This is a genomic window from Chryseobacterium sp. R2ACT005 (assembly GCF_049949215.1).
In the GTDB taxonomy this organism is placed as follows: Bacteria; Bacteroidota; Bacteroidia; order Flavobacteriales; family Weeksellaceae; genus Chryseobacterium.
Genome location: NZ_CP188192.1, coordinates 4711355 through 4724407, shown reverse-complemented (window position 1 = coordinate 4724407; position 13053 = coordinate 4711355). Strand labels below are relative to the sequence as shown.

The following is a 13053-nucleotide window of genomic DNA, read 5'->3' as shown; positions in this document are numbered from 1 at the left end:
TCTTACGGGTTCTTCTTCTTTACTCCATGGAAATCTTTGAGATAGAAAGGCTCAAAATAAGCCATATCTTCAAATTCTTTATTTCCTATTTTTTCCAATGTCTTTTTGATAAGATATTTCGCAGAAGGATACACATTCTCGTTAAAAACAGCATCAGGAAGATTCAGAATCTCTTTTGCTTTCTTGGCACCATCACCTACAAACAATACTTTTTTATCTCTGAATTCTTCAAAAGAAGTTTCGTCCAAAATCTTGGCTTCAGTCTCAGATAATTCTTTTCCCGTATTTCCATCATAAACGGCCGTATACACCTCCATTCTCCTCGCGTCAATCAAAGGCACTATAAAATCATAGTTATTGCCTAAAAAAGGCTCTATCATGCTTTCAAGGGAGTTTATAGCAATCAATGGAACTTTAAGACCATAGCAGAATCCTTTTGCAGAGGCTGCACCAATCCTCAAGCCTGTGTAAGATCCGGGACCTTTCCCCAAAGAAACGGCTTCGATATCTTTAAGAGCAATTCCAGCCCCTTCCAACGCCCATTCTACATAGGTATGAAGGCTTTCAGATTGTTTATAATTTTCAGAAACTTCTTCACATACACACAGCAGTTTTTCATTGTCTGATACTGCTACTGAACAGTTTTTGGAAGATGTTTCCAGATATAGAATTTTCATTTTTTTGTTTTAAGCTAAACAGCAAAATTGCTTTTAATATTCTGCAAATTTAGTCCATTATTTTGACTATTTTCTATAAATCGTTCTCGGTTCTGCCTGAGCACTCGGGTAGATTGTCATGTCTGAAACGGTAACATGTTTCGGAGCATTCACACAATAAGCAATGGCATCCGCAATATCTTCAGCTTTCAAAGCATCATAGCCTGCATACACTGTTGAAGCTTTTTCACTGTCACCTTTAAATCTTACCAAAGAGAAATCGGTTTCTACAGCTCCCGGCTGAATATTGGTTACTTTGATCCCAAATTCCGTAAGCTCCAGTCTCATTCCTTCTGAAATAACGTCTACAGCTTTCTTCGTTGCACAGTACACTACTCCATTCGCATAGGTTTGCCTTGCCGCTACAGAACTTATATTTATTATATGACCTAAATTTTTAGTTTTCATAATCGGGATGATCATTTTAGAAACATAGAGTAGTCCCTTTACATTCCCGTCAATCATAGAATCCCAGTCATCAGTCTTTCCGGCAGAAAGAGGGTCCAACCCATGAGCATTTCCTGCATTATTGATCAGAACATCAATCTCTTTCCAGTTTTCCGGAAGCGAATCAATGGCTGCTTCCACTTCTTTAAGACTCCTTACATCAAACAATAAACTAAATATTTCGGTATACTGAGATAGCTCTGATTTTACAGCTTCCAGTACTTCACTTCTTCTTCCACAGATGATGATTCTGTTTCCTTGTTTTGCAAGAAGTTCTGCAGTGGCTTTACCTATACCGGAAGTTGCTCCGGTGATTAATATTGTCTTCATAAAATTGCTTATTAACGATATGAATGGAATACTTTACCTGGAGTATGATATTATTCCTTTCATACATTGTTATTGATTTATTAATTTGCATCCAATGCCTGAAAAGCATCAGCTATGTGGTCAACTTTTAAGTTTCTGTTTTCATCAGGAAGAACGGAGATAATATCAAATCTGACTTCGTTATCTTTATTAAATTCTTCGAGATAATGATTGGCTGCAGAAACAATTGATTTTATTTTTGCTTTGGTTACAGCTTCCTGAGGGAGCATAAATGCATCAGTAGATCTTGCTTTCACTTCCACTATGATAATCAGATCATCTTTTTCAGCAATAATATCAATCTCCGCTTTTTGAAAACGGTAATTTCTCACAAGGATTTTGCAGCCTTTTTTCTGAAGATAACCGGCGGCCATATCTTCTGCTATTTTTCCAAAATCGTTGTGATCAGCCATATTTTGTATTTAAGAGTTTGAAGATAGGAGAGTCGTCTTTTTAAAATTCGAGCTTTACTTTAGTTCCAACCTTCATTTTAAGATTACCACCAATTAAAAGTGGCCGGTTATCTTTAATGTGTCCATTCGGGAAAGCAAATACTACAGGGAATTTATATTTTGAAATTCTCTCCGAGATCAGTTTATAGGCAAATTTATCAAAGCTTTCTTCATAGCTTTTATTTTCCTTTTCGTCTCCCATATTAGTCATCCCGCCAACGATAAGTCCTTTGATCTTACTGAAGACTCCTGCCAGCTCCAGACTCATAATCATGCGATCCAGGGCATAGAAATTTTCTCCGATATCTTCAATAAACAAGATTTTATCTTTAAAGTCAAAAGAATATTTTGTTCCTAAAAGGGCATAGATAAGGGCTAAATTTCCTCCAACCAAGTCTCCTTCAATATTCCCTTCTTTATTGAATTGATTTGATTCAAGGGTGTATTTTGGAGTTTTTCCTTTGAGGATATCAAAGATCAGATCATAGCTTTCATCAGTAACGCCGAAACTTGATGTTTTAATGGTCTGCCCATGAATGGATGCAAAGCCTTTCTTTAACAGATAGCTTTGTATAACCGTATTATCAGAATACCCGATATACCATTTTGGATTTTCTGTAAAACCCTTCATTTTTAGGTGCTGAATCAGGTGCTGACAGCCATAGCCTCCTCTGGAAGCCCATACCGCTCTGATTTCTGTATCATTTAGAGCCCAGTTGATATCTTTTATTCTTTCCTGTTCTGTTCCGGCATAATTATATCCGTTTGAAAATCTGGTGTAAAGATGTTCCCCGAGAATGGGGTCAAAACCTCTACTTTTAATCATTTCTATTCCCTTTTCCATTTGAGAGGCATCTACCGCTCCTGCAGGGGAAATAACAGCTATTTTGTCACCTTTTTTAAGGGACTTTGGAAAGATCATTTTTTTCATTCTGTTTTTTGATATTTTACTTCTTTCTTTTCTGCTTCCTCCAGTTGTCTTTCAAACTGATTGAACTTTTTGAAACTTTGCAGGAAGATAAAGAAACTGAAGATAATAAGAATACAGCCGACAACTCTTCTGATTTGGTTGGCCAGCTTTTGTGTTAATTTATCGTGAAATTGCTTGGCAAGAAATATTTTAGCAAGATCTATTGAAAGGTAAGTGGCCAGTACGATCCCTATGTATAAAATAAAACTGCTGGTGTCCGGATATTGATTCCTCACAGAAATTACCGTTACCAGCCAGAAAAGGATGACTCCTACATTTAAAAGATTAAAGAAAAAACCATTGAAAAATGTTTTAATATAATTTTGGCCAATAATCTTCTCTTCACCAGGCATATGCATCTTGGTTTTGGTAACCAGCATCACAATCCCATAAATAAAAATAAGAATGGAAGTGATCCTGTAGAAGCCCGGATGTTTATCAATTAAAGCTACAATATCTGTACTGGCATAATACGCCGCTACAATACATAATAAATCTGCAGTGATAACTCCAAGATCCAATGATAAGGCATGTTTTGGGCCTCTGGAAAAGCTGGTTTCTATTAACAGGAAAAATATAGGTCCTATAAAAACCAAGCTCAGCATGAATCCTAATATGACCGCCGATAGTACAAGTTCTAGCATTTAATGTGTTTTAAAATGAAAAAAATTCATTTCGTTTTATACAAAGTTATACTTTATGATTTAATTATTCAATAAAGTTGTGATATATCAAGTGGATTTTAAGGAGAGTTTAATGTAAATTTTTTAAGAAAATAGGAGAGGAGGGTATATTCAAAAGTTTTTTGCTTCAAAAAATAAAAGGCTGAATGTTCATGAACATTCAGCCTCTTTATAATTTTATCTGGAGTCTTATTTTAAGACCTATTTCTTACTTCACAATCTGGAAGTCAAGCTGCTTCTGAATCAGATTAGCTTTTACCACTTTGATCTGAACTTCATCTCCCAACTGATACTTGTTTCCGTGTCTTATTCCGTATACCGCATGGGATTTTGCATCATACATATATGAGTCGTCTACAAGGTCTCTAAGTTTGATCAGTCCCTCCGCTCCGTTTTCAGGAATTTCAACCCAGAAACCGAATTCTGCCACTCCGGAAATAACCCCTCTGAAAGTTTCTCCCAGGTGTTTTTCCATGAATTTCACCTGCATAAACTTGATAGAGTCTCTTTCCGCATCTGCAGCCAGTCTTTCCATGGCACTGCAGTGTTTTGCTTTATCTTCAAGTTCCCCTCTGTTTGGAGATTTTCCTCCGTCCAGATAATGCTGAAGAAGACGGTGTGCAAGCAAATCCGGATAACGACGGATAGGAGAGGTAAAGTGACTGTAATACTCAAAACCTAAGCCATAGTGGCCAATAGGTTCAGTAGAATACACCGCTTTGCTCATACTTCTCATTGCAAGTGTTTCAATCATGTTTTCTTCTCCTTTTCCTTTCACATCATGAAGAAGTTTATTTAAAGATGCGGCAACCTTTTTGGTATTGGCCAGATCCATTTTGTATCCGAAAGTAGCAACGAAGTCTCTTAACGATTCTAATTTTGCAGGATCCGGATCATCATGAACCCTGTAAATAAATGTATTGTTGGTGATTTCACCTTTTCTGCTCAGAGAAACATATTCAGATACTTTTTTATTGGCTAAAAGCATGAATTCTTCAATCAGGTGATTCGAGTCTTTGCTTATTTTAAAGTAAACTCCAATCGGTTCATTATTTTCATCAAGATTGAATCTTACTTCACTTCTGTCAAAAGTAATAGCACCTCTTCTTATACGTTCATTACGCATAATCTTTGCCAGCTTATCAAGAGTATTGATCTCTTCTGCCAGGTCTCCCTGCCCGCTTTCGATACGTTCCTGAGCATCTTCATAAGTAAATCTTCTGTCTGAATGGATTACCGTTCTTCCAAACCACTGTTTCTGAATTTCAGCCTCGTCATTCAGTTCAAAAACTGCTGAAAAAGTATATTTATCTTCGTTAGGACGAAGGGAACAAACATCATTACTCAAAACTTCCGGCAGCATCGGAACAACTCTGTCAACAAGATATACTGAAGTAGCTCTCTTATATGCTTCATCATCAAGAATAGTTCCCGGAACTACATAATGAGATACATCAGCAATATGAACACCAATTTCCCAGTTGCCATTTTCCAGTTTTCTTATGGATAAGGCATCATCAAAATCTTTCGCATCCTTAGGGTCAATCGTAAATGTACAGATGTTACGCATATCCCAACGCTTTGCAGCTTCTTCATCAGTAATACTTCTGTCTATTTTATCGGCATCGGCCTCAACTTCCTGTGGAAATTCGTAAGGCAAGCCATATTCTGCAAGAATAGAGTGGATCTCTGTTTCGTGTTCTCCCGGAGCACCCAGCACCTTGATAATTTCTCCTTCAGGGTTTTTATCTCCAGGTCTCCATTCAGTCATTTTTACGATGACCTTATCTCCATCTTCAGCATTGTTGAACTTTGCTTTTGAAATAAAGATGTCTGTATTGATTGATTTTTTATCGCAAACAACGAAGCCGAAATCTTTATGAGCCACCTTCTGAAATGTTCCTACAAATTCAGTTCTGGTACGTTCCAAAACCTCCAGAACGGAACCTTCCAATTTCTTTCCTTTATAATGATAAGTTATAATAAGAACCTTATCTCCCTGCAGAGCATCCTTCACATTTTTGGCGTGAATGAAGACATCATCTTCCAATCCTTCCACATTTACGTAAGCATTTCCACTTTGGTTGAAGTCAATAATTCCAGTAAGCGTTCCTGCAATTTTCAGGTTCACTATATATTTTCCTTTTTCTACTTCTTTGATCTTTTCAGATCCCTGAAGTTTGTGCAGTGCCTGGATGACAAGTTCTCTTTGTCTTGGATTTTTATAATCTATTCCATCAGCGATCTGCTTATAATTATAAATTTTTGATGAATTCGCATTCATAAAACGGAGGATCAATCTTCCGATCTCCATCATTTTTAAATCATTTTTATGACTTATATATTTTCTTTTTTTTGGCATTTTTAATTTTCTTTTAATTATTTTGGTCTTACTTAAAATAAAACCTTTCTATAAATCTTCCCCGTTCATTCCTTATAAAGGTTATTCAATTTCATCATTAGATTCTTTCCGTACATCATCAGAAATTATCTTTCAGTTTACTTAGAACGGGAGCTTTAGTTTTGTATAAATTTAATACAATTCTTGAGAAGAAAAGAGAAAAACCTTCTATTAAATATGTTTCAAATATAAGAAAGGCTTTAGAGAATAATAGAATGTAATTCTATTGGACACTGCAAATATACGAATAAAAAATAAATAAGGCTTGTAATGTAATTTACAAGCCTTAGTATATTTAGCAAACTGCAATTTTATCAACTCTGTTCTGGTGTCTTCCACCTTCGAAATCTGTTGAAAGAAATTTATCTACAATCTCAATCGCCAGTTCCTTTGATATAAATCTCGCAGGCATTGAAATCATATTGGCATCATTATGCTGTCTTGCCAGCGTTGCAATCTCCGGCATCCAGCAAAGAGCGCATCTTATTTTCTGGTGTTTGTTTGCAGTGATCTGAACTCCGTTTCCGCTTCCACAGATAAGAATTCCAAGCTCATTTTCTCCGTTTTCCACAGAGGTTGCAGCAGGGTGTACAAAGTCCGGATAATCCACACTGTTTGTGGAAAACGTTCCAAAATCCTGAACTTCAAATCGTTCTGAAAGATACTTCTTAACAATCTCCTTATATTCATAGCCTGCATGGTCCGCTGCAATAGCAATTTTTCTTTTCATAATACTCTTATTAAGCTTTATTAGATTTTATTTCCTTACAAAGGTAAGAATAATAACAATTCGTGTTAGTAAACCCTGAGTTAATTGTTAAGAGGTATGTTAATAACTGTGGAAAACTTTTCTCAACTTTCTATTTTTAAAGATCAATTTATTTCGTAATAGAAATTCTTTCCGCAAATTTTTACCACAACTTTCCAGATGTTTTCTTCAGCTATCCCCAGATTTTTCCATAATAAAATAACTAATAATGACTTGATCTCAAAGTTACCAACATTTGTTAATAAGTATGTGAAATAGCTGGTTTACAAGGATTTATATTGTGAGTTAAATATGAATTGAATAAAAGTTGAATGTTATCAATTTTTAGCCTAAAACTTATCCCCGAAACTAACAACACTCAACAACAACTACATTATTCTTTTTTTATAAAGAGAAAAAATTGTTGATTAGTGGGTGATTGGGTTCGGGGAAAGTTTTTGAAAACTTTTATTTTAATCAATCTGTTGAAAAAGTTTAAAACCTTACATTTGTGAAACGAAAATTCAATGAGTTTTATGAATTTGTCTCCGCTGGATTTGCGGAAATGCAACCCGGGATCTGGCCAGCGAGACTTCATAGAACTTTGACAAAAATAAATCTGCTTATGAAAACAATCAATGATTTCAATTTTAAAGATAAGAAAGCTCTGGTAAGAGTGGACTTCAATGTTCCTCAGGACGATCAGCTGAAGGTGACAGACAATACAAGAATTGTTGCTGTAAAACCAACAGTGGAAAAGATCCTTAATGATGGTGGTTCTGTCATCTTAATCACACACCTTGGAAGACCAAAGGGAGAAGTGAAAGATGAATTTTCTCTTAAACATATTCTTGGCGAAGTTTCTGCTGTTCTTGGACAGGAGGTAAAGTTTGTTGATGAATGTATCGGAGAAAAAGCGGAACTGGCTGCTGCAGATCTGAAACCAGGGGAGATCTTATTATTGGAAAATGTACGTTTTCATAATGAAGAAGAAAAAGGAGATGCAGGTTTTGCTGAGAAACTTTCTAAACTAGGAGATGCTTATGTAAACGATGCATTCGGGACTGCGCATAGAGCTCATGCTTCTACAGCAGTAATCGCTCAATATTTTCCTTCAACTAAATATTTCGGTTTATTAATGGCTAATGAACTTAAAGCTATTGATAAAGTATTAAAGAGTGGTGAGAGACCTGTTACAGCCATCCTTGGTGGTTCTAAAGTTTCAACTAAAATCACCATTATAGAAAATATACTCCCTGCTGTTGACAATCTGATCATCGGTGGAGGGATGGCATTTACATTTATTAAGGCTCTTGGGGGAAAAATTGGTAATTCTTTAGTAGAAGAAGATAAGCTTCCTTTAGCTCTTGAGATTTTAGGCAAAGCAAAAGAACATAAAGTAAAAGTATATCTTCCTTCTGATGCTATTATCGCTGAAAGTTTTAGTAATGATGTGGAAAGAAAAGAAGCTGATATCTATGCAATCCCTGAAGGATGGATGGGTCTTGATGCAGGTCATAAATCAAGAGATCAGTTTAATGATGTATTGTTAAATTCGAGAACTATTCTTTGGAATGGACCGATTGGAGTTTTTGAAATGTCAAATTTTGCTGGTGGAACTGTTGCCTTGGGTGAGAGTATTGCTGAAGCTACCAGATTAGGAGCTTTCTCTTTAGTTGGAGGAGGAGACAGTGTTGCTTTTGTTAAGCAATTCGGATATGCGGATCAGGTAAGTTATGTTTCTACCGGTGGTGGTGCAATGCTTGAAAGTCTTGAAGGACTTGAGTTACCAGGTGTAGCTGCAATCAACAATTAAATAAAAATTAAAGATATTTTTAGAGCCTGCTAATTATATTAGCAGGCTTTTTTTCTTTCTGAATTTATAAAAAATTCCTTTATTGATCGAACCTTTCATGGTATTTTAGATATAACCTGTAGTTATATTGATTTGACTTGAATTCGCTTTCAGTCACTTAGGTATTTAATAAATAGTGTGCTTAGTTTTTCTTTTTAAAAGTGGGGATTAGAAAGAATGTGTTCTTGTTTTCATAACCAGATTTTTGTGATAAATCAGCTATAATTTTTGATATGAATTTGTGCTTTTTTGAGAGATTATAATATTTTTTTTTATTAATTATCATGTTGTATTTTACAAACATTAGATTGATAAAATGACGTGATGTGACATAAAATTCCTGAAAGCTAAGAGTATTTTCTGAAAACAATTTTTTGCCGAAGAATCTGTGATTGTTTAAATTGGATCTTGGAGTTTCATTGAACCTTTAAACTCTATAATAATTTAGGTAATTATATACAACTTTGCATTAATCCTGCTATATTACTATTGTGACGCTGTCATTCTGGATGTAACGTAGTGAAATGAGGAATCTAAGCTTTACATGAGATTTTTCCTTCATCAGAAATCGATGATTCGTCCATAGTCAATGACAATGGTGTAAAATTCAATTGTCGCCATAATTTACATATGTATGTGACTTGTTAGTATTTTTTTGAATTTAAAGAGCAAGTTTTATATGTTTAAGCTTTATTTTTATCTGAATTTTATTTTTTTATTTCACATATTAGTGATAGTGTTATAATGTATTGTATATCAGTTTTTAAACTATTTTTATTGTTAAATTATATGCTGTTTTTACTTTAAAGGGTAGTTAAAAATTAGAAATTATTTATTCAATACTATAAAATGAAGGATGAACTCAGTTTTCAAGAAAAATAATTTCAAGAATTTTTTTGAAATCTATTTGCTAACTTTTTTCTGCAACCAGTAATTTTTTTTGGTACTTTTTATTTTATCAGAATTTTCAACTTCATTATTTTTTTGAACTTTAAATTAGCCTAAAGAAATTTCTTTGAAAATTTTTTATGTGAAAGATAGAATAGAGTAGAGGAGCTTCACGTTCCAGGTTTTAAATTTCCTTTTCCGATTGAATACAAAATTTTTTTGGCTAAACAAATTTTAGATCTTTAATTTGATCAGAAAATAAAATTTCTAAGAATCTTAATTTTTCTCATAAAGTCCCAAAAAATAGACCTTTATAATCCCCTTTAAAATCTAAAAACTAAATTTTCCAGAGTATTTACATCTTGAGTAATTTTGAGTCGAAATTTATACCCTTTTTGTCAGGATTTAGTTTCTAATATCCGTTTTTTCTATTTTTTTGGATCAACTTTGTTCAGAAACTGGAAAGTAGATAAATGATTAGAGCAATACTTTAACTGAATCAAGAATAAGAGTTCTTGATTTTTCTTTTTTAATTGAAATGGAGTAGGGGAGTATTTATTATAAAAATTATAAGGATCTTAAATTTTTAAGTTTCCTTTTTCTAAATGATTTTAGTTAAAAAATGAAAACTCAGGAGAAAAAATCCTGAGTTTTTATTTTTTAAGCCTTGAAATGCTAAAATCCGACCTTCAGAAATGGGTCAAAAATCCACTTTCTATCTTTTTTCGATAATGTATATCAAACTTGAAAATTCGTTGGAAAATAATGCTTTTACGTTTGAAACTGTTCCGTAGACTACTGCTTTTACCCAAAATAGGGGTGATTTTTTGTATTTTTCGCTCAACATTGAGATGTAATAGGAGTCTAGTACTAAAGGTTTTATTTTTCTCATTTTCCAGTCTGGTTTTTTTGAAATCAGATTTTCCATTCCAACTTTTGAAAAATGATAAATGTGTCTGGGTACATCATAGGCGGCCCAATACTCTTTATAATGTTTTGCATCATATGAAGTAGGGTTGGGAACAGCAATAATCAGAATTCCTTTTTCTTTTAATTTCCCGTGAAATGCACTAAGCATTTCATCCTGGTTCTCGATATGTTCAAACACATGCCATAGGGTAATAGCATCTAAGCTGTTTTCTTCAATTGCATTGATATTATCTAATATAGAAGCTTTCGTTATTTTTCCTTCTGCTACTTTTCTTGCATCTGCATCTGGTTCAAAACCGAAAGTTTCAAAATCATTTTCTATAAATTTAACAAACTCTCCGGCACCGCATCCATAATCAAGAACTTTTGATCCTTTTTTTATTCTGTCTACCAATACATTTTTCTTGTATTGAAGATTAAAAGACTGAAGGAATTTATAAAGCTTTTCTTTCAGTCTTCCGGAATCCTGATGATGAGAAATGTAATCTTCACTTTCATAATATCTGGAAATATCGGATGGAATAGGAGTGGTCTTGAAGACTCCTTTTGTTTCTGTCTCTTTAATTTCAAAAATTTCCTGTGAAAGAAAATGATCTTTTATTTTCATTGAAATCGTTATCTTTTATATTGTAAAAAAAATTAAGATATCCAGAGCTTGATGTATGCTCACAAATACCTTAATTTTTGCTTTATTATTTTTTATGTTTCACGTGAAACATATCTTTTTTAACGTCCTAAATAGACTAGTAAAACGTTGATATCGGCTGGAGAAACTCCACTTATTCTTCCTGCCTGGGCAATAGTCTTTGGACGTACGTTAGACATCTTCTGTTTTGCTTCTGCAGAAAGACTGGAAAGTTTTGTATAATCAAAATTCTCAGGAATTTTAATATTTTCCAGACGGTTTAGTTTGGCTACATTTTCTTTTTCTTTCTCAATATATCCTTTATATTTAATATTGATCTCAGCCTGTTCTCTTACTTCATTGTTGTATTGGCTTGAAACTTCTTTAATGAAATCAATTTCATCCAGTTTTCCTAATGTCATATGAGGTCTGGTAAGAATTTGTGCTGCTCTGTATGCCTGATCTACCGGATTGCTTTCTATAGATTCAAGAACAGGGTTGATGATACCAGGTTTTAAAGAAGTTTCGCGAAGGAATTCTTCAAGTGCTTGGCTTTCAGATACTTTTGTTTCCATCCTTCTTAATCTTTCTTCTTTTGCCAATCCTAGGTGGTAAGCTTTTTCAGTTAATCTGATATCTGCATTATCTTGTCTCAAAAGAAGCCTGTATTCGGCACGTGAAGTGAACATTCTGTAAGGCTCTTCAGTTCCTTTTGTGATAAGATCATCTATTAAGACTCCGATATAAGCTTCATCTCTGTTTAGAATGAAGTCGCCTTTTTCATGAACTTTATTGTGAGCATTGATGCCGGCGATTAATCCTTGGCCTGCTGCTTCTTCATATCCTGTTGTTCCGTTGATCTGTCCTGCAAAATATAAATTATCAATTAATTTTGTTTCCAGGGTATGTTTTAGTTGGGTAGGAGGGAAGTAGTCATATTCAATTGCATAACCTGGGCGGAACACTTTTACGTTTTCAAATCCAGGAATATGTTTCATTGCTTTGATCTGTACATCCTCAGGGAGAGAAGAACTGAATCCGTTTACGTAGATCTCTACAGTTTTCCATCCTTCCGGTTCTACGAATAGCTGGTGTCTGTTTCTTTCTGCAAAACGGTTGATCTTATCTTCAATACTTGGGCAGTATCTTGGACCTAAACTTTGAATTGTACCATTGAACATTGGGCTTCTGTCAAAACCTTCTCTCAAAATATCGTGTACTGTTTCGTTCGTATATACGATATGGCAGCTTAATTGTTTTGTCAATTTTGGGGTGTCAAGATAGCTAAACTTTTGAGGATTTTCATCTCCTTTTTGTTCTTCCATTTTTGAGTAATCCAAACTTCTTCCATCTACTCTTGGTGGAGTACCGGTTTTCATTCTTCCTGCTTCAAATCCTAAAGTGACCAATTGTTCTGTAATTCCAAATGCTCTTGGTTCACCCATTCTTCCTCCGCCTAATTGTTTATCTCCAACGTGAATTAAACCATTAAGAAAAGTTCCGTTAGTAAGAACTACCGATTTTGCTTTAATCTCAATTCCTAAAGAAGTAACTACTCCGGTTACTTTATTATTTTCAACAATCAGTTGTTTCACCATATCCTGAAAGAAATCAAGATTGGGTGTATTCTCTAATGCTAAGCGCCATTCTTCAGCAAAAAGCATTCTGTCGTTTTGGGTTCTCGGAGACCACATCGCAGGACCTTTTGAAAGATTCAGCATTTTGAATTGTATAGCAGATTTGTCTGCTACAATTCCGGAATATCCTCCCATTGCATCAATCTCTCTTACGATCTGTCCTTTTGCGATTCCGCCCATTGCCGGGTTGCAACTCATCTGTCCGATGGTCTGCATATTCATTGTAACGAGTAGTGTTTTTGAACCGAGGTTAGCAGCGGCTGCTGCTGCTTCACAACCTGCATGTCCGGCACCTACTACTATTACATCATATATTTCTGAAATCATTTTTA

10 protein-coding genes are annotated in these 13053 nt (G+C 34.6%); 1 reads left to right on the top strand and 9 read right to left on the bottom strand.

Annotation, left to right across the window (positions count from 1 at the left end; all coding sequences use genetic code 11):
* Window positions 1-2: 2 nt before the first annotated feature.
* The 7 genes from tsaB to rpiB form a co-directional block, all read right to left on the bottom strand.
* Window positions 3-677, bottom strand: a complete 675-nt coding sequence (tsaB, locus tag ACPF63_RS21695) for a tRNA (adenosine(37)-N6)-threonylcarbamoyltransferase complex dimerization subunit type 1 TsaB (RefSeq protein WP_077413219.1) — start codon at window positions 675-677, stop codon at window positions 3-5.
* Between the two features lie 66 nt (window positions 678-743).
* On the bottom strand, window positions 744-1493 hold the full coding sequence (locus tag ACPF63_RS21690) for an SDR family NAD(P)-dependent oxidoreductase (RefSeq protein WP_180564871.1): 750 nt from the start codon (window positions 1491-1493) through the stop codon (window positions 744-746).
* Window positions 1494-1573: 80 nt separating this feature from the next.
* Window positions 1574-1945, bottom strand: coding sequence for a YraN family protein (locus tag ACPF63_RS21685; protein WP_426481282.1), 372 nt, complete (start codon window positions 1943-1945; stop codon window positions 1574-1576).
* A 40-nt stretch (window positions 1946-1985) separates the two neighbouring features.
* Window positions 1986-2915, bottom strand: coding sequence for a S66 peptidase family protein (locus ACPF63_RS21680; protein ID WP_426481281.1), 930 nt, complete (start codon window positions 2913-2915; stop codon window positions 1986-1988).
* Window positions 2912-3598: a LysE family translocator gene (locus ACPF63_RS21675; protein ID WP_077413223.1), complete on the bottom strand. Its 687-nt coding sequence runs from the start codon at window positions 3596-3598 to the stop codon at window positions 2912-2914. Before ACPF63_RS21675 ends, ACPF63_RS21680 begins: the two co-directional genes overlap by 4 nt.
* Window positions 3599-3845: 247 nt before the next feature.
* The gene (gene rnr, locus ACPF63_RS21670) at window positions 3846-5999 is read right to left on the bottom strand and encodes a ribonuclease R (RefSeq protein WP_426481280.1); all 2154 of its coding nucleotides are present in this window, start codon (window positions 5997-5999) and stop codon (window positions 3846-3848) included.
* A gap of 334 nt (window positions 6000-6333) precedes the next feature.
* Complete coding sequence (rpiB, locus tag ACPF63_RS21665; protein ID WP_426481279.1) at window positions 6334-6768, bottom strand: ribose 5-phosphate isomerase B; 435 nt, start codon at window positions 6766-6768, stop codon at window positions 6334-6336.
* Window positions 6769-7411: 643 nt separating this feature from the next.
* On the opposite strand from rpiB, the gene ACPF63_RS21660 reads away from it, so the two are divergent.
* Window positions 7412-8602, top strand: a complete 1191-nt coding sequence (locus tag ACPF63_RS21660; RefSeq protein WP_426481278.1) for a phosphoglycerate kinase — start codon at window positions 7412-7414, stop codon at window positions 8600-8602.
* A 1642-nt stretch (window positions 8603-10244) separates the two neighbouring features.
* Here ACPF63_RS21660 and ACPF63_RS21655 read toward each other — a convergent pair.
* Complete coding sequence (locus ACPF63_RS21655; protein WP_426481277.1) at window positions 10245-11066, bottom strand: class I SAM-dependent methyltransferase; 822 nt, start codon at window positions 11064-11066, stop codon at window positions 10245-10247.
* Window positions 11067-11185: 119 nt separating this feature from the next.
* On the bottom strand, window positions 11186-13048 hold the full coding sequence (gene mnmG, locus ACPF63_RS21650; RefSeq protein ID WP_426481276.1) for a tRNA uridine-5-carboxymethylaminomethyl(34) synthesis enzyme MnmG: 1863 nt from the start codon (window positions 13046-13048) through the stop codon (window positions 11186-11188).
* Window positions 13049-13053: the final 5 nt, after the last annotated feature.